Source organism: Tsukamurella sp. DT100, assembly GCF_049844855.1.
Classification (GTDB): Bacteria; Actinomycetota; Actinomycetes; order Mycobacteriales; family Mycobacteriaceae; genus Tsukamurella.
In genome coordinates this window covers 81,484-100,127 of the sequence record NZ_JBNCLV010000006.1, presented here as the reverse complement: position 1 = coordinate 100,127, position 18,644 = coordinate 81,484, and the positions used below count along the sequence as shown (strand labels likewise).

Annotated in this window: 8 protein-coding genes; 4 read left to right on the top strand and 4 right to left on the bottom strand. The window is 72.1% G+C overall.

Annotated elements, in window-relative coordinates; translation table 11 throughout:
* Nucleotides 1–38: 38 nt before the first annotated feature.
* Nucleotides 39–929, top strand: coding sequence for a DMT family transporter (locus ACLQ3K_RS15700; protein ID WP_426000882.1), 891 nt, complete (start codon nt 39–41; stop codon nt 927–929).
* Here the strand turns inward: ACLQ3K_RS15700 and ACLQ3K_RS15695 are convergent, their stop codons facing one another.
* Both ACLQ3K_RS15695 and leuA read right to left on the bottom strand, forming a co-directional pair.
* Nucleotides 930–1,652: a polysaccharide deacetylase family protein gene (locus ACLQ3K_RS15695; protein ID WP_224650695.1), complete on the bottom strand. Its 723-nt coding sequence runs from the start codon at nt 1,650–1,652 to the stop codon at nt 930–932. It abuts the gene before it with no gap.
* Between the two features lie 7 nt (nt 1,653–1,659).
* The gene (gene leuA / locus ACLQ3K_RS15690) at nt 1,660–3,528 is read right to left on the bottom strand and encodes a 2-isopropylmalate synthase (RefSeq protein WP_224650693.1); all 1,869 of its coding nucleotides are present in this window, start codon (nt 3,526–3,528) and stop codon (nt 1,660–1,662) included.
* A 559-nt stretch (nt 3,529–4,087) separates the two neighbouring features.
* Here leuA and ACLQ3K_RS15685 point away from each other — a divergent pair.
* The 3 genes from ACLQ3K_RS15685 to ACLQ3K_RS15675 are packed head-to-tail and all read left to right on the top strand — an operon-like array spanning nt 4,088 to nt 16,442.
* Nucleotides 4,088–15,352: an amino acid adenylation domain-containing protein gene (locus tag ACLQ3K_RS15685; RefSeq protein WP_426000588.1), complete on the top strand. Its 11,265-nt coding sequence runs from the start codon at nt 4,088–4,090 to the stop codon at nt 15,350–15,352.
* Entirely contained in the window at nt 15,349–16,188 is an 840-nt protein-coding gene (locus ACLQ3K_RS15680; RefSeq protein WP_336670796.1) for an ABC transporter permease, read from the top strand. The genes ACLQ3K_RS15685 and ACLQ3K_RS15680 overlap by 4 nt, the downstream gene beginning before the upstream one ends.
* Nucleotides 16,189–16,238: 50 nt before the next feature.
* Entirely contained in the window at nt 16,239–16,442 is a 204-nt protein-coding gene (locus ACLQ3K_RS15675; RefSeq protein ID WP_224648152.1) for an MbtH family protein, read from the top strand.
* Nucleotides 16,443–16,552: 110 nt separating this feature from the next.
* Here the strand turns inward: ACLQ3K_RS15675 and ACLQ3K_RS15670 are convergent, their stop codons facing one another.
* Both ACLQ3K_RS15670 and ACLQ3K_RS15665 read right to left on the bottom strand, forming a co-directional pair.
* The gene (locus tag ACLQ3K_RS15670) at nt 16,553–17,773 is read right to left on the bottom strand and encodes a mannosyltransferase family protein (protein WP_426000585.1); all 1,221 of its coding nucleotides are present in this window, start codon (nt 17,771–17,773) and stop codon (nt 16,553–16,555) included.
* A gap of 47 nt (nt 17,774–17,820) precedes the next feature.
* Nucleotides 17,821–18,639, bottom strand: a complete 819-nt coding sequence (locus ACLQ3K_RS15665) for a hypothetical protein (protein ID WP_426000583.1) — start codon at nt 18,637–18,639, stop codon at nt 17,821–17,823.
* Between the last annotated feature and the right edge of the window lie 5 nt (nt 18,640–18,644).

The window sequence follows — 18,644 nt, the reverse complement described above, 5'->3', positions numbered from 1 at the left end:
AATGCTATGATAGCGCTACTCTCGAGCGCGCGGCAGTGATACCGCCGTCGGGCCCGGCCCGGTCCGGGCTGCTGTGGGGCTTGCTCGGGGTTCTGGCCTTCTCCTTCACGGTGCCGTTCACCCGCGTCGCGGTGTCTGACGGTGGCCTCCCGCCCCTGTTCGTCGGCGCGGGGCGCGCCGTGATCGCCGCCCTACTGGCCGCGATCGCGCTGGGCGTGACGCGCCAGGCGCTCCCGCGCGGGCGGCAGTGGGTCCGCGTGGGGGTCGTCGCGCTCGGCGTGGTGATCGGCTTCCCGGTGCTCACCTCGTTCGCTCTCACGACCTCGTCGGCGTCGCACGGCGCCGTCGTCATCGCCGTGCTGCCGGCTGCGACCGCGGTCGCCGCCGTGTGGCGTACGGGGGAGCGGCCGCCGTCGGCCTTCTGGCTGGCGGCGGCCGTGGGGGCGGCGTGCGCCGTGGCCTTCGCCGTGGTGCAGGGAGGCGGGATCGGCACGCTGCGCCTGTCCGATCTGCTGCTGTTCGGCGCGGTGATCGCGGCCGCGATCGGCTACGCGGAGGGCGGCCTGCTCGCCCGCGAACTCGGCGCATGGCAGACGATCTCGTGGGCCCTCGTCGTGGCGGCGCCGGTCATGCTGGCGCTCACCGCCTTCGGCGCCCGCGATGGCGTGAGCGGCACGGCGCCCGCGTGGTGGTCCTTCGCGTACCTCGGCCTGGTCAGCATGTTCGTCGGCTTCTTCGCCTGGTACCGCGGGCTCGCGATCGGCCCGATGGCCACCGTGAGCCAGGTCCAGCTGGTACAGCCCGTCTTCGGGATCGCCTGGGCGGCGCTCCTGCTCGGCGAGCCGATCGGCTGGTCGACGGTGCTCGGCGGCCTGGCCGTCATCGCCGCCGCGGCCCTGGCGGTCCGCACCCGCGCGCGAACCCGGTGATCAGCGCAGGGCGAGCAGTTCGCGGACGGTGACGAAGCGGAAGCCGTCCGCGCGCAGTCGCTCGATGATCCGGGGCAGTGCCTCGCGGTCGGCTCGGCATTCGTCCGCGCAGAAGGGGTGCAGCAGCACGATCGAGCCGGGCCGTGTCCGCTCGACGGTGTAGCGCTCGATGCCGTCGGCGTCCCCGGCATGGAGGGTATCGGGCTCCACGTCCCAGGTGACCGTCGTTACGCCGCGCCGGGACAGCTCCCACGGGAGGACGAACAGCTTCTTGCCGTACGGAGGGCGGAACGTGATCGGACCGTCGTACCCGGTGGCCCGGATCGCCGCGTCCGTGCGGTCGAGTTCGGCCCGCACGAAGCCGGGCGTCTCGTTGGTCCCCACCATCCGCCGGTGACTGAAAGTGTGGTTGCCCAGCTCGTGGCCCTCCGCCACGATGCGGCGTCCGAGGTCCGGGTGGCGCTCGAGCTCGGACCCCAGCGCGTAGAACGTTCCCTTCACGTCATAGCGTCCGAGCGTCTCGAGCACCTCCGCGGTGGCGTTCGTCGGCGCGTCGTCGAAGGTCAGCGCCACGACGGGCTCCGTGGTGTCCACGCGGTCGACGAGGTCGCCGAAGAACTGGAACGAACGCGACTTGCTCACCTGCAGTAGGCCGTACAGCACGGCGGCCGTGCACAGGAGCACGGCCGCCGTGATGATCAGGCGTTTGCGGACGGTCCGCACCGGGAGGTTACGGCGCCCAGGTCCGCGTCGAGGCCTCGCCGCTGGCCTCCTGTGCGGTGCGGCGGCTGCCGTTCGCGCGGTTGACCGCGGAGACGACGGCGCGCAGCGAGGCGGTGGTGATCGACGGGGCGATGCCCACGCCCCAGACGGTGCGGTCCTCGTCGCCGACGCGGACGATCGCCTCGACGTAGGCGGCGGCCTGCGCGTCGTCGCCCGCGGAGAGCGCGTGCTCGCTGTAATCCAGGACCCGGACCTCGAAGCCGACGGTGCCGATCGCGTCGACGAAGGCCGCGAGCGGGCCGTTGCCCTCGCCCGAGATCTCCTGCTCCTTGCCGTCGACCTTGACCACGGCGTCGATGCGGTCGACGCCGCCGTCGACCTCGGAGGCGGTCACCTTCTGGCGCATGCGCTCCAGCGGCAGGATCGGATCGATGTACTCGCCGGCGAAGACGTCCCACATCTCCTTGGGCGTGACCTCGCCGCCCTCGCCGTCGGTGATCTTCTGCACCGACTGGCTGAACTCGATCTGCAGGCGCCGCGGCAGCTGCAGGCCGTGGTCGGCCTTCATGATGTACGCGACGCCGCCCTTGCCCGACTGGCTGTTGACGCGGATCACGGCCTCATAGTTGCGGCCCACGTCCTTGGGGTCGATCGGCAGGTAGGGCACCTGCCACAGGATGTCGTCGACGTCCTTGTCGGCGTCGTCGGCGTCGATCTTCATCTGATCGAGGCCCTTGTTGATCGCGTCCTGGTGGCTGCCGGAGAACGCGGTGTACACCAGGTCGCCGCCGTAGGGGTGCCGCTCGGGCACCGGCAGCTGGTTGCAGTACTCGACGGTGCGCCGGATCTCGTCGATGTCCGAGAACGTGATCTGCGGGTCGATGCCGCGGCTGTACAGGTTCAGGCCCAGCGTGACCAGGCAGACGTTGCCGGTGCGCTCGCCGTTGCCGAACAGGCAGCCCTCGATCCGGTCCGCGCCCGCCAGGTAGCCCAGCTCGGCGGCGGCCACGCCCTCACCGCGGTCGTTGTGCGGGTGCAGCGACAGGATGACGCTCTCGCGACGCGCCAGGTTGCGGCTCATCCACTCGATCGAGTCGGCGTAGACGTTCGGCGTGGCCATCTCGACGGTGGCGGGCAGGTTCAGGATGATCGGCTTCTCGGGCGTGGGCGCGATGATCTCGGTGACCGCGTCGCACACCTCCTTCGCGAAAGAGAGCTCGGTGCCCGTGTAGGACTCGGGGGAGTACTCGTAGCGCCAGGCGGTGTCCGGGTACTTCTTCTCCTCCTCGAGCACCTTGTGTGCGGCGTCGGTGGCGATCTTCTTGATCGCGGCCTTGTCGGCGCGGAAGACCACGCGGCGCTGCAGCACCGAGGTCGAGTTGTAGAAGTGCACGATCACGTTCTTCGCACCCTGGCACGCCTCGAAGGTGCGCTCGATCAGCTCGTCACGGCACTGCACCAGCACCTGGATCGTGACGTCGTCCGGGATGGCGCCGTCCTCGATGATCTCGCGGACGAAGTCGAAATCGGTCTGGCTGGCGGACGGGAAGCCGACCTCGATCTCCTTGTAGCCCATGCGGACGAGCAGGTCGAACATGCGGCGCTTACGGGCCGGGCTCATGGGATCGATGAGGGCCTGGTTGCCGTCGCGCAGGTCCACGGCGCACCACAGCGGGGCGGTGGTGGCGACCTTGTCGGGCCAGGTGCGATCGGGGAGCTCGACGTGCTCGACCTCGTCGCCGAAGGAGCGGTAGCGGTGGGCGGGCATGGCGCTTCCGCGCTGCTGGTTCCACGCGGGCTGGCCCGGGTTGCGGGGGCCGGCGGGAGCGGTGATCTTCGAAACGCCGGAGGTGTAGGAATCGGCTGCAGGACTCATGGGTCGAGGTTACTTTCTCGGGTTCACCCCTGCGAAGGGCAGGGACGGTTCGGCCGCGAGGGGGCCGGGAGGACTCGACCGGCGCTGCCGCGACTGCACGGCTCAACCCGCGACGGGGAGCCGGTCTGGATCAGACCCCGCCGCGGCAACCGAGGAGAAGAGCGCGCCACTGCACGTCTCGAATGTAGCGCACCGTCGTGCGGCTCGGGTACCCGCCGTGGGGGACGGTCCGGGAACGGTGTCAGGAAACCCCGCCCTGAAATCGGGCATTTCGCTGTGATCTAGAACACGTTTCCATGAAATCCCGATGAAGAAGTGGCCCTCAGAATTCGATATAGCACATTCGAAGCTGAGCAACCCGGCCTTGCGGGTCGCAAATCCGCTGGATGGCGGCCTGTCGGTGAATCTTGTTGAGCACGACCATCGCCACCTGCGGTGTTTCTGTGACCTTCGCTCACGGGAATCCTGGTTGAAGATGTTGCAATTTCAAGCACAGCGTCCCTACAATTCTGCGATTGCAACCGTTCTGCGTTGCGCTCGTGATGTAGAGGAGAGCTTGGTGGACCACGCGGTGCACTCCCTGACCGGAGCCCAGTACGGAATGTGGCTCGGCCAGCAGATGTCTCCGGACGTCGCCTACACGGTCGCGCAGTACGTCGACATCAGCGGTCCGTTCGACGTCGAGACCATGCGCGCCGCGACCCGCGAGGCCAGCGACGAGTTCCTCTCCCCGTACGTCCGCATCGAGGTCGACGAGTCCGGCGCCCCGGTGCAGTGGATCGATCGCAGCATCGACAGCGCCGCGCAGGTCATCGACCTCGGCCTGGCGGACCTGCCCGAGGACCAGCGGATCGACGCCGCCGTCGCGTGGATGCGCGCGGAGTACTCGCGCCCCATCGATCTCGCGACCGACGAGCTGATCATCAACCGCCTGATCAGCGTCTCCGAGGGCCGCTGGCTCTGGTACGCCCGCGCGCACCACGCGGTCATCGACGGCTACGGCGCCTCGATCCTCCAGCGCCGCGTCGCCGAGCTGTACACGGCCCGCGCCACCGGCGCCGACGTCCCGCCCCTCAAGCCCGCTCCGCTCGCCCCCGAGGGCTTCGTCACCGCGGAGGAGAAGTACTTCGCCTCTGCGCGCGCGGACGGCGACGCCGAGTATTGGGCAGGGGTCGTCACGACTCTTCCCGAGGCGGCGGGCCTGAGCCGCGTCGTGGCGGCACCGTCGAGCCTGAACCGACGCCGCAACGGCGTCCCCAGCGCCGAGGCGGGCGCCCGCCTCGAGGCCGCGGCGGAGCGGCTGGGCACCAACCGCACCGGCCTGGTGATCGCCGCCTTCGGCGCCTACGTGGCCGCCGTCTCGGGCCGCGAGGAGATCTCGGTCTCGGTGCCCGTGGCCGCCCGCACCACCGCCGCGCTCCGGGGCTCGACCGGCATGACGGCCAACGTGCTGCCCGTGCCCGTCCGCGCGGGCGTCGGCGCCACCGTCTCCGACATCATCGACGGCACCGGCCTGGACCTGCGCAACGGCCTGCGGCACCAGCTCTACCCCGCGGCCCGGATGGAGGCGCCCACGCTGCGCGAGGGCGTGGTCGGCTCCACGTTCGGCGACACGATCAACATCATGATGTTCTCCTCGGCGATCACGCTGGGCGAGGCCGCCGGCACCCTGAACCTGCTCACCTCCGGCCCGGCCGAGGACGTGGCCGTCACCGTCTACGAGTCCGAGCAGGGCGCCCTGCGGATCGACATGGAGGCCAACCCGGCCGCCCACTCCGTGGCGGACCTGGACGCGCACTTCGAGCGCTTCATGGAGTACCTCGAGCGCTTCGCCGCCGCGCCGGGCGGGACGCCCCTCTCCGCGCTCGACGTCGTCACCGATGCCGAGGCCGCCGAGTGGACCCGCTTCGCCGGCGCCGCCGCGGGCGCACCCGCTGCCGCCGGGCCGTCCGTCCCGATGCCCGCGCTGCTGCGCCGCTCCGCCGCCGCGCACCCCGACCGGATCGCCGTGGTCGACGGTGACCGCAGCATCACCTACGGCGAGTTGGACCAGTACAGCGACCGCCTCGCGCGCTACCTGATGACCGTCGGCGCCGCCCCCGAAGAGCGCGTGGCGCTGCGCATCCCGCGCTCGCTCGAGTCCGTGATCGCCGTCTGGGCCGTCGCCAAGACCGGCGCCGCCTTCGTGCCGATCGACCCCAAGCTGCCCGCCGAGCGCGCCTCGCACATCGCCTCCGCCGCTGCCCCCGTCGCGACCCTCACGCCCGCGGACCTCGCGCGCGTGTGGGGACCGGGAGCGAACGCCGGTGCCAGCGAGGCCGATTGGCCCGCGATCGACCTCGCGAACCCCGCCTACCTGATCTTCACCTCCGGCTCCACGGGGCGGCCGAAGGGCGTCAGCGTGACCCACGCCGGCCTGTCGAGCCTCGCCGCCGAGTTGGTCCGCTCGCACGGCCTCGCCGACGGCTCGCGCGTGATGCACTTCGTCTCTCCCGGCTTCGACGCCTCGGTCCTCGAGCTGCTCATGGCCGTCGAGAGCGCCTCGGCGCTCGTCGTGGTGCCGCCGGACGTCTACGGCGGCGAGGAGCTGGAAGACGTTCTCGCGCAGGGCGAGGTGAACGGCGGCTTCATCACCCCCGCAGCCGTCGCCACGCTCGACCCGGCGAAGCTGCCCGCGCTGTCCTCGCTCGGCGTGGGCGGCGACACCGTGCCGCAGGCCCTCGTCGAGAAGTGGGCCGCCAAGGGGCGCACCCTGGTCAACGTCTACGGACCGACCGAGACCACCATCGCCGTCACCCTGGGCGCGCTCCAGGGCGACGAGCCCGTCCGCCTGGGCGGCCCCATCCCGGGCACCCGGCTGTACGTCCTCGACCCGTACCTCCGCCCGGCGCCCGCGGGCATCCCCGGCGAGCTGTACATCTCCGGTCCGGGCATCGCCCGGGGCTACCACGGCAACCCGCTCCTGACCGCGGAGCGGTTCGTGGCCAACCCCTTCGAGGCCGACGGTGCGCGCATGTACCGCTCCGGCGACCTCGTCCGGTGGGACTCCGACGGTGAGCTCGAGTTCCTCGGCCGGGTCGACTCGCAGGTGAAGCTGCGCGGCTTCCGCATCGAGCTCGGCGAGATCGACGCCGCCGTCATGCGGGTACCGGGCGCCGAGCGCGCCGTCACCGTCGTCCACGGCGACGACACCGCCACCGCGGAGCTGGTCACCTACGTCACCGGCACCGCCGACGTGGACGCGATCACCGCGAGCATCTCCGCGGAGCTGCCGGCCTACATGGTCCCGGCGCACATCATCGCCCTCGGTGAGTTCCCGCTCACCGTCAACGGCAAGGTCGACCACAAGCAGCTGCCGCAGCCCGAGCGCGCCGCCGTGGACGCGTCCGCCGGCCGCGGACCGCAGACGGATGCCGAGAAGCTCGTCGCGGCGGCCTTCGCCGAGGTGATCCCGGGTGTGGGCATCGACCTCAACGTCGCCACCACGCTCTTCGACCTGGGCGGCAACTCCCTCTCCGCCACCCGCATCGCGGCGCGCCTCGGCTCCGCCACCGGCACCCGCGTCAGCGTGGCGACGGTCTTCGCCAACCCCACGGTCGAGGGACTCGCCGCCGCCATCGGCGGCGCCCCCGTGCCCGCCGCGGCGATCGCCGCCGCAGCGGAGAGCGCGGCCGCCGCCACCGTCGAGCCGGAGCCCGAGTTCGCGGCACCGTCGGACCCCGAGGAGGCGGCCGAGCTGCTCCCCGCGCAGCACCAGATGTGGGTCCGCAACCGCGTGAGTCCCGATGGCTCGTACCACATCCCGGTCGCGCTGCACCTGCGCGGCGACGTGGACGTCTCGGCCATGCGCGTCGCCCTCGGCGACGTCGTGGCGCGCCACACCCCGCTGCGCACCGTGTACCGCAACGGCCCCACCGCCGGCGAGCCCGAGGTCCAGGTGCTGCCCGCCGGCCCGAACCTCGTGCCCTTCACCGAGCGCTCCGTGGCGCTCGACGAGCTGATGACGGCCGCGTCGGACTACGCCGGCGAGCCCTTCGACCTGGCCGCCGACGTGCCGATCCGCGCGCGGCTCTACCGCATCGACGGCCGGCACCAGGTGCTGGTGCTGGTGATCCACCACATCGCCGCCGACGGCTGGTCGATGATGCCGCTGGCCGGCGATCTCGCCACCGCCTACGCGTCGCGGACCAGCGGTAAGGCGCCGAAGTTCCCGCCGCTGCCGCGCACGTACACCGAGCACGCCCGCTCCTACAAGCACCGCCTCACCGGGGCGCCGCGCCAGGCGCTCGACCGGTTCTGGTCCGACGTGCTGGCGGACCCGCCGGCCGAGTCGGTGCCGCCCGCCGCGGTGCCGCGCTCCGGCGGCGTCGTCTCCGCGGCCCGCTCGATCGACACCCGCGTCGCGCCCGAGGTGTGGGCCGGTGTGGCCGGCCTCGCCCGGGCCCACACCACCACGCCGTTCATCGTGGTGCACGCGGCCCTGGCGGCGGCGATCTCGCGCCTGTCAGGGCAGAGCGACCTGGTGGTCGGTACCGCAGTCGCCGGACGCGGCGAGGCCGAACTCGACGGCCTCGTCGGCATGTTCGTGAACTCGATCGCCCTGCGCACCCGGACCACGAACGACCGCACCTTCGCGCAGCACCTGGCCGCCGTCAGCCACGGCGACCTCGACGCGTTGGACCACTCGGACCTGCCCTTCGAGTCGGTGCTCGAGCTCGTCGATCCGCCGCGCGCCGCCGGCCGGCACCCGATCTTCCAGGTGATGCTCAACCAGCGGCCCTTCGACACCCAGCACTTCCCGATGGCCGGCGTCGACGTCGAGGTCGTCCCCGTCGACGTGCCGATCGCCCGCTTCGACCTCGAGTTCACCCTCGGCGCCGACGGCACCATCGAGTTGCGCTACGCCTCGGAGCTGTACCGCGCCGAGCAGGCCGAGTCGATCCTCGACGCGCTCGTCGCTGTGCTCACCGCGGTGGGCCCGAACCCGCAGACCACCATCGGCGAGCTCCCCATCATGTCGGCGGACCGGCTCGCCGAGCTCACCCCGGTGCGCGGCGTGGAGGCTGACTTCCACACCCCGCTCGGCCAGCTCATGCGCGAGGCCGCCCGCACGTACGCGAACCGTCCCGCCGTGGTCGACGGGCCGCGCACGCTCACCTACCGCGAGCTCTACGCCGACGCCCGCAAGGTGGCCGCGGCCGTGCTCGCCGCGGGCTCGCGGCCGGGCGAGGCCGTGCTCACCGACCTGCCGCGCTCGGCGGAGTCCATCACCGCCTTCTGGGGCATCACCCTGGCCGGCGCCGCGGTCGCACCCGTGGACCCGAAGTATCCGCAGGACCGCCGCGACTACATCGCGAACGACGTGCGCGCCCGCGTGGGCGTGACCGCCTCCGGATCCGGTGTGGAGGGCGTCAACTGGGTCGCGATGGACAACCTGGACGGCGACGGGTACGACCCGCAGATCGTCCCGAACCTGGACGACGCGGCGTACGTCATCTACACCTCCGGTTCCACCGGCCAGCCCAAGGGCACCGTGGTCACCCACCGCGGCCTCGGCAACTTCGCCGAGGAGCTGCACGTGCGCCTGCAGACCGGTGCCGACACCCGCGTGCTGGCCTTCGCGTCCACGGCCTTCGACGCGACGGTGCTCGAGCACCTCATGGCGATCCGCGTGGGCGCGCCGCTCGTCGTGGTGCCCCCGGGCACCACCGGCGGCCGCGAGCTGGAGAAGATCGTGGCCGATCACGGCGTGACGCACGGCTTCCTGACGCCGTCCACGCTCGCCACCGTCAACCAGGACGCGGTGCCGTCGTGGACGCACGTCCTCGCCGGCGGCGAGGCGCTGGGTCCCGGCCTGGCGAAGAAGTGGAGCGTCGGCCGCCGCCTGCACAACGGCTACGGCCCCACCGAGACCACCATCATGACCGCGATCTCCGACGCGCTGTCCGGCGACGGCCGCGTGCCGATCGGCCCGCCCGTCCGCGGCCAGGGACTCATGGTGCTCGACGACGAGCTGCGCCCCGTGCCCGTCGGCATGCCCGGTGAGCTCTACGTGGCCGGTCCGCAGCTGGCCCGCGGGTACCACCGGCGCCCGCAGCTCACCGCGTCCCGGTTCGTCGCGAACCCGTACGGCGAGCCCGGCGCCCGCATGTACCGCACCGGCGACGTGGTGCGCTGGACCCGCAGCGACAACGGCCAGTTGATCGTCGACTTCGTGGGCCGCAACGACTTCCAGGTGAAGATCCGCGGCATCCGCATCGAGCTCGGCGAGATCGACGCGACCATCGACACGATGCCCGGCGTCGACTTCGTCTCCACCCAGGTGCGCCCCGGTCCCGACGGCGCGCCGGCCCTCGTCGCGTACGTCAAGGGCGACGTGGACCCGTCGGCGGTCCGCGCCCACGTCCGGACCCGTCTGCCCGGCTTCATGGTCCCCGCCGCGGTGATGATCATCGCCTCGGTGCCGATGGGCAGCACCGGCAAGCTCGACAACGCCGCCCTCCCGGAGCCCTACTTCGGCGGCACCGGCAACGCCGCGGCCAAGCCCACCACGCCGGGCGAGAGCCGCGTCGTCGAGGCCTTCCGCAAGGTGCTCGGCAGCGATGCCATCGGCGTCGAGGACGACTTCTTCGACCTCGGCGGCAACTCGCTGTCCGCGAACGAGCTGGTGGGCCTGCTGGGCAACGGGATCGAGGCGCGCACCGTCTTCGACCTGCGCACCCCCGCCGCCATCGCGACCGCCCTCACCGGCGATCCGGACCGGATCGCCAACGAGTCCGCGCTCGAGGACCAGGGCCTGCGTCGTGTGCAGCGCGGCGACCGCATGCCGCTGTCGTCCGCGCAGGAGCGGATGTGGCTGCAGAACAAGATCGATCCGGGCCCGACCTACAACATCGGCGCGGCCTTCCTCGCGAGCCGTCCCGTCGACAAGGCCGTCCTCGACGCCGCCCTGCGCGATCTGCTCGCGCGGCACGAGAGCCTGCGCACCCGGTACCCGTCCTCCGGTGAGGGCCCGTACCAGGAGATCCTGCCCGCCGATGCGCGCGAGGTCCGCGACTTCGCCGCCGAGTTCGGCACCGCCACCTCCAACGTCGCCGGCCAGGAATCGGCGATCGCCGAGTTCGTGGCGCGGCCCTTCGCGCTCAACCGCGACGTGCCGCTGCGCGTCATGACGGCGCCCACCGGCAAGGGCTCGATCCTCGCGATCGCGGTGCACCACATCGCCGCCGACGGCGCCTCCGTGGTGCCGCTGACCCGCGACCTCATGGCCGCGTACCTGGCCCGCAGCACCGGCGCCGAGCCGCAGTGGACCGAGCTGCCGCTGCAGTACGCGGACTACGCGGTGTGGCAGCGCGGCCAGGCGGAGAAGGACGCCGGCGCGGTGGACTACTTCGCGGAGCGCCTGGCGGGGGTGCCCGAGGAGAGCTCCTTCCCGGCCGACGGCCCGCGCCCGACGATCGGCTCGACCGACGCCGGCGAGGTCGCCATCGTGCTGCCGAAGGCCGAGCGGGACGCCCTGGCGGACTTCGCCGGCAAGCGCGGCGTCTCCATGTTCATGGTGCTGCACGCGGGCCTCGCGGCCCTACTGCACCGCGTCAACGGCGCCGACGACGTGGTCGTGGGCACGCCGGTGATCGGCCGCACCGACCGCCGTCTGCGCGACGTGGTCGGCATGTTCGTCAACACCGTGGCGCTGCGCACCGCCGTGACCGGCACCGAGAGCTTCAACGCCCTCGTCGACCGGATCCGCAGCGGCGACCTCGACGACCTGGTCCACGCGACCGCGCCGTTCGAGCGGGTCATCGAGGCGCTGCAGCCCCCGCGCAGCCGCGACCGCCACCCCGTCTTCCAGGTGGTGCTGAGCCACCAGAACCTGGGCGACCCGCTCAGCGTCATCACCTCCGACGGCGGCGGCATGTTCGAGCTGGAGCCGCTGCCGCTCGCCGCGGCCACCACGACCTTCGACGCCACCTTCGAGGTGCGGGAGGTCGAGGAGGGGCTCCGGTTCAACCTGCGCTACCGCACCGACCTGTACCGGCCGGGGACGGCCGAGGGCATCGTCGGCCGCCTCGCCCGGCTGGTGACCGCCGGCGTCGCGTCGCCGGACACCCCGGTGGCCGACCTCCCGGTGCTGCTGCCGGAGGAGCAGGAGCTGTTCCAGCGCGCTTCCACCACGATCGAGCCGCACACGATGGCGGAGATCCTGGCGCGGGCCGTGCGGCAGCGTCCGGGCGCCCCCGCGCTGCGCGACGGCGACCTCCACTACACCTACTCGGAGCTGGACTCGGCCGTGTCGGCGCTCGCCAACCGGCTCGCCGGGCTCGGCGTGGGCACCGCGACCCGGGTGGCGGTGTCGATCCCGCGGTCCGCCGCCTCGGTCGTCGCCTTCTGGGCCGTCGCCCGCCTCGGCGCCGTGTACCTGCCCGTCGACCCGAACTACCCGACGGAGCGGATCGGCTACATCCTCGAGGACGCCGAACCCGCTGTGGGCCTGGCGGTCCGTGACGTCGTGGACGGTCTGCCGAAGACGGTCGACTGGGTCACGGTCGACCTCACGTCCTCGCGGGTCCAGCACCCGCCGGCCGAGGTCGCGCCGGTGGGCGTCGACGACCCCGCGTACGTCATCTACACGTCCGGCTCCACGGGGAGGCCCAAGGGCGTCGTCGTGCCGCACCGCGGCCTCGCCGCCATGGCGGACACCCTGGTCCGCCAGCACGCCGTCGGCGCCGGCGCCCGGGTGCTCCACTTCGCCTCGCCCAGCTTCGACGCGTCGATCCTCGAACTGCTGCTCGCGACCTGGTCGCGCGCGGAGCTCGTGATCGCGCCGGTCACGCTGTACGGCGGCTCGCCGCTCGGCGACTTCCTCGCCGAGAACGAGGTCACGCACGCCTTCATCACCCCGGCGGCGCTCGCCACGATCCCCGATCGTGACCTGCCGCTGCTGGAGGCGCTCAGCGTGGGCGGCGACGTGCTGCAGACCGAGCTGGCGCGCCGCTGGTCCAACGGCCGCATCCTGATCAACGCCTACGGCCCGACCGAGGTGACGATCGCCGCGACCATGGGCGCCGTCGACCCCGACAACGTGGGCATCGGCAGCGCCGTCACCGACGCCCAGCTGATGATCTGCGACGAGCGCCTCAACCTGGTGGCGCCCGGCACCGTCGGCGAGCTCTACGTCGCGGGACCCGGTGTGGCGCTCGGCTACCTGGACCGACCGGAGCTCACCGCGTCGCGGTTCGTCGCGAACCCGTACAACGACGCGCAGGGCTACAAGCGCATGTACCGCACGGGCGATCTGGTGCGCTGGCGCGCCTCCGACTCCGGGGAGCCGGTGCTCGAGTTCGTCGGCCGCAGCGACGATCAGCTCAAGGTCCGCGGCTTCCGAGTGGAGCCGGGCGAGGTGGCCACGGCCATCGAGAGCCACCCGGACGTGCGGCAGGCCGTCGTGGTCGTCGACCGCGGCGACGGCTCGCTCGAGGCGCAGGCCGCGGCCCGCCTGGTCGCGTACTACGTGACCGAGCGTGCCGTCACCGTGGGCGACCTCCGATCGTGGGTCGGGGATCGCCTGCCGCGGCACATGGTCCCGGCGGTCTTCCAGGAGATCGACAGCGTGCCGGTCACTGCGCACGGGAAGACCGACGTCAAGGCCCTGCCGCCCGTCGGCGCCCCGGCGTCCGGCGGGAAGGCCGACGAGGCCCCGGTCTCGCCGCTCGCGGCCGTCGGGCGGGCCGCGTCGGCCAAGCAGCGCGCGGTCTCGGCGGCCAGCCTCGAGGGCGCCGTCGCGGAGATCCTCTCCGACGTCCTCGGCGTCGCCTCCCTCGGCATGGACGACGACTTCTTCGCCGTCGGCGGCACCTCGCTGCAGGCCGCGATCGCCGTCGACCGGCTGCGCGAGCGGTTCAACGCCGAGGACGCCAGCATCCGCTGGTTCTTCGAGGACGCCAAGGTCGGCACGATCGCGGCCCGGATCGCCGGCGCCCCGGCGCCGGTCTCCACCACCGCCGTGATCACCGGCGTGGCTGCGGATTCCGATACCGCCATCACCGACCCGATCCTGCCGCTGCGCGCGGGCACGCCGGGCGTCGAGCCGCTGTACTGCGTGCACCCGGCCGTCGGGCTCGCGTGGAACTACCTCGGGCTGTCGGGCGAGCTCGACCCGAGCATCCCGATCATCGGCCTGCAGGCGCCCGGCATCTCGTACCCGATGCCGCCCGCCGACTCGATCCGGGAGCTCGCGCGCACCTACGTCCGCAACATCCGCGCGAGCCGGCCGCACGGGCCGTACAGCCTGCTCGGCTGGTCCCTCGGCGGCCTCATCGCGCACGAGATGGCCGTCGAACTGCGGGAACTGGGTGAGAAGGTCAACCTGGCCCTCATGGACGCCTACCCGCTGGGCGACTACCGCGGCCCGCGCGAAGAGATGTCGATCGCGGCGCTGCTGCGCGAGTTCGTGGGCCTCGACGTGGACGACGACGCGGAGCTGAGCACCGACGCCGCCCTGGACCTGCTGGCGTCGGCCGGCGGCCCGGCGCGCGAGCTCTCGCGCGGCCAGATGGAGCGGTTGCTGGCGAACTACCGGCACAACACGACGCTGGGCTACTCGCACCGCCCCCGCGAGTACGACGGCAACATGCTGGTCTTCCGCGCGACGGAGCAGACCACGGGCGGCCTCGTGCCGCAGCTGTGGCGGCCGTACGTGACCGGCCTGGTGCAGGTGCACGACATCGAGGCGACGCACAACCAGCTCGGCTCGTCGCCGGCGATCGACGAGGTCGCCCGCACCATGAACGTCTTCCTCACCGGCAACTACACCGCGGTGGTCACGTCGAAGAGCAAGACCCTCGACGACACGAAGCCGCTGGTCAGCGTCCGGGGCCTGGCCCGCAAGTACGGCCGCGGCAAGAAGGCGGTGTACGCGCTCAACGGCGTCGACCTCGACATCGCGCCCGGCAGCGTGCACGCGCTGCTCGGCCCGAACGGCGCCGGCAAGACGACCACGGTGAAGATCATCTCGACGCTCATGAAGCCATCCGAGGGCTCCGTGACCATCGACGGTGTCGACGCCCTCGCCGATCCGCGCCGCGCCCGGTCGATCATCGGCCTCTCGGGTCAGTACTCGGCGGTCGACGAGAACCTGACCGGTCGCGAGAACCTCGAGATGTTCGCCCGCCTCTACGGTTTCGACAAGATCTCGGCGAAAGCCCGGGCGAACGAGCTGCTCAAGCAGTTCCGGCTCACCGCCGCGGCCGATCGCGCCTCGGGCACGTACTCGGGCGGCATGCGCCGGCGCCTCGACCTGGCCGGGGCGATCATCGCCCGGCCGCGCCTGGTGGTGCTCGACGAGCCGACCACCGGCCTCGACCCGCGCAGCCGCAAGGACGTGTGGGACGTGATCGCCCGGCTCAGCAAGGAGGACGGCATCTCGGTGCTGCTCACCACGCAGTACCTGGACGAGGCCGAGATCCTGGCCGACCTGGTCACGATCATCGACCAGGGCCGGATCATCCGGTCCGGCACGGTGCCGGAGCTGAAGTCGGCCGCCGCGGCGGACCTGATCCAGATCGGCCTGCGCGAGCGCGACCGCGTGACCGCCTGGCCGATCCTGGCCCGGCACGCCATCGACGGCACCGCGATCCGAGAGGCCTCCGGGCTCAGCGCGATCCGCGTGGCCGACGGCCAGCACAAGCTCGTCGCCGTGCTCAACGACCTGCGGGAGGCCGGCGTCTACGTCGAATCGGCGATGCTGCGCGAGGCCACCCTGGACGACGTCTTCTTCGCCCTCACCGGCGAGGACGCGAACAAGACCGAGGAGAACAACGCATGACCGCGATCATCTTCCCGCGGGAGCGGGAGCCGTCGCTGGGCGGATTCCTCAGCGACTGCGCGGTGATGACCCGCCGCAACCTGACGACGCTGGTCCGGATCCCGCAGCTGCTGCTGGGCGCGACGGTGCAGCCGATCATGTTCGTGCTGCTGTTCAGCTACGTCTTCGGCTCCGCGCTCGGCGGCGAGGTGGGCGGCGACCGGTACCGCGAGTTCCTGCTCGCCGGCATCCTGGTGCAGACGGTCGCGTTCAGCTCGGGCCCCACCGCGATCGGCGTGGCCTCGGACATGAAGAACGGCATCATCGACAGGTTCAGCTCGCTGCCCATGTCGCGCCTCGCGGTCATGGTGGGGCGCACCACGTCCGACCTCGTGGTCAACGTGATCAGCGTGGCCGTGATGCTGCTGGTCGGCCTCGCGGTCGGCTGGCGCATGCGGGGCAGCTGGGTCGACGCGGTGGTGTCCCTGGCCGTGCTGTTCCTCTTCGGTTTCGCGATGTCCTGGCTGGGCGCCCTCATCGGCCTGTCCGTCTCGACGCCGGAGTCCGCGCAGGCGCTGTGCATGATCGTCATGTTCCCGATGGCCTTCATCTCGTCGGCGTTCATCGCCTCCGGCGACCTGCCGGGCCCGCTCCGCACGATCGCCTCCTGGAACCCCGTGACCTCGATGGCGCGCTCGCTGCGCGAGGCCTTCGGAAATCCCCTGAGCCCGAAGCCCGTCGTCGACGAGCCCATCAACTGGGCCGCGCAGCACGCGACCGCGTACTCGGCCCTCGTCTCCCTCGCGATGATCGTGATCATCGTGCCCCTCGCCGCCCGTGCGTACATGAAGCACTGACGGCCCACAGACCGACCGACCCACCATCCCTCCAACAAGGAGAAACGAATATGAACAACCCCTTCGACAACGAGTCCGGCGAGTTCCTCGTGCTGGTGAACGACGAGGGCCAGCATTCGCTGTGGCCCACGTTCCGCGACGCCCCGCGCGGCTGGACCGTCGCCTTCGGCGAGGGCGGCCGTTCCCGGGCGGAGTGCCTCGAGTACATCGAGTCGGCGTGGTCGGACATCCGTCCGCTCAGCCTGCGCGCCTGACCTCTTCCTCCACCGCCGCCGGCAGGGCTCGGCCCTGCCGGCCCGCGGTGTACGCCCGGCCGTGAGGCCGGCCCCGTCGCGTTCGACGGTGCGCCGTCCGCCCCGTCGTCCTACATGGCGTGCGGGTACACGCTCACCATGTGCGCGCCGTACCAGCAGGTGACGGTGATGACGCCGACGCAGGTCCACACCTGCGCCGGCTTCGAGGCCTTCGCCAGAGCGATGGCGATCGGGATCAGCAGCACGAAGGCGGGCAGCAGCAGGCGCGGGCGCGACATCATGAGGCCGCCCGAGCCGAGCAGCGAGATCACGACGAGGGCGCCGTACAGGGTGATCGGCCACGGCATCTTCGAGCGGACCGCGAGCGCGATCAGCACGATCGACGCCGCGAGCAGCGCGACGACCGACAGGTCCGCGATGTCCGAGCCGTTGATCAGCGTGTAGTTGACGAACTGCCACGTCTGCACGCCCAGGTCGAAGGTGGTGCCCCAGCCCTCCGTCTGGATCCGGAACCAGCCGGTCAGGCTGCCGGTGTGGTGCGCCACGACCAGCAGGTACGTCAGCCAGCCCAGCGGCGTGAGCAGCACGCAGATCGCCGCCTTGACGCGTTCGGCACCGCCGGACGAGAGGACCGCGAGGAGCGCCGCGAGCGCCACCACCCCGATCAGGACCACCGACGTGGGGCGGCAGAAGCCGGCCAGGGCCGTGCAGATCCCGGCGAGGATCCACTTGCGCTCCATCACGCCCACCAGGGCCCAGCCGGCCAGCGCGCAGTACAGCGCCTCCGTGTACGCCATCGTGAGCACGATGGACATCGGGGCCGCGGCGAACAGCACCGTGGTGAGGAGTCCTGCCCGGTCGGCGAGGTGGACGGGCACCTTCGGCATGTGCTCGACGCACAGCCGGCCCAGCCGGTAGGCCGCGACGGCGGCCACGCAGCCCAGGATCACGTTGACGGTGAGGGCGGCGCGGTAGGCGTCGAAGCCGGGCAGCTGCGCCACGGCCCGCACCAGCATGGGGAAGCCGGGGAAGAAGGCGTAGGCGGTGTCCGCAGTGTGCTCGCCCCGCGCGTCCACGAACCGCCACGGCATGTCGTTGTAGCCGTAGGTGGCCAGGCCGATCATCCACTTGCCGTCCCAGGCCGTCAGGAGATCGGCGAGGTTCTGGTTGCGGAGCTGCGCGAACCGGGCGAGCACCGCGAGGCCGATGCCGCGGATCGCGAGGTAGAGGACGACCGGCAGCCACACGTCGCGGGTGCGGTCGAGCAGGGACGACGGTGCCGTCGCGGCTCCGGAGTCGGCGAGGTCGGGGGCGGTCGGCACGGCTTGCATCGTACCGACGGTGTCGGGCACGGCGCCCCCGCGCGCGCCGACCGCCGTCACGGCGCGGCGACCCGGGTGATCGTGCAGTCGACGGTGTTCGTCCCGGACTGGGTGAACTCCTGCTCGTTGACGACGATGGTGCAGGTCACCGGGCCGGTGCCGGTGACGAGCAGCGACATCCGGTCGCCGATCGTCGCGGTGCCCTGCCACTCCCACGGCAGCGTCGACGCCTTCGGGATGGTGTTGCCCTGCACGCCGACGACGAGCACCGCGCCCGCGCCCGTGCCGGTCGCCGACAGCTTGAGGCGCACCGTCTGTCCTGTGGACGTGCCGGTGGTGGTCTTCGGGGCGGTGGTGAGGAAGCCGTCGGACTGGGTGGCGGGTTCGCTCGGCGGGACGACCGCGCCCGACGTCGGGGCGCCCGCCGTCGTCGTGGTGGCGCCCGCCGAGAAGGTGACGGGCGACGTCGTCGAGGTGTCGTCACTGCGCAGGCTCACCCCCAGGGCCACCGCGCCGGCGACGAGGACCACGGCGACGATCGAGACCAGCGCGATGATCAGACCCTTGTTGCCCCCGCCGCCGTTGTTCCCGCCGTTGCCGCCGACGGGGCCGCCCCCGTACGGCGGGGGGCCGGCGGGGAAACCGCCCTGCGGCTGGCCGGGCTGCCCCGGCTGGCCGAAGCGCTGCGTGCCCTGCGGGCCCGCGGGACCGCCCTGGGGGACGGAGTAGCCGCCCTGCTGGGGGGCCTGCGGACGGCCCGGCTGCGGGTAGCCGCCCTGCCACTGTCCGGGCTGGGCGCCGGGCTGACCGCCCGGCTGCCCGGCGGGGGCGCCGCCGGCGTTCTGGCCGGGGTTCTGGCCGCCGTAGGGATTCATGGGGA

Coding starts and splice junctions, on each gene's coding strand:
- leuA (WP_224650693.1), bottom strand. CDS start 3,528: ATGAGTCCTGCAGCCGATTCCTACACCTCCGGCGTTTCGAAGATCACC.
- ACLQ3K_RS15680 (WP_336670796.1), top strand. CDS start 15,349: ATGACCGCGATCATCTTCCCGCGGGAGCGGGAGCCGTCGCTGGGCGGA.
- ACLQ3K_RS15675 (WP_224648152.1), top strand. CDS start 16,239: ATGAACAACCCCTTCGACAACGAGTCCGGCGAGTTCCTCGTGCTGGTG.
- ACLQ3K_RS15670 (WP_426000585.1), bottom strand. CDS start 17,773: ATGCAAGCCGTGCCGACCGCCCCCGACCTCGCCGACTCCGGAGCCGCG.
- ACLQ3K_RS15665 (WP_426000583.1), bottom strand. CDS start 18,639: ATGAATCCCTACGGCGGCCAGAACCCCGGCCAGAACGCCGGCGGCGCC.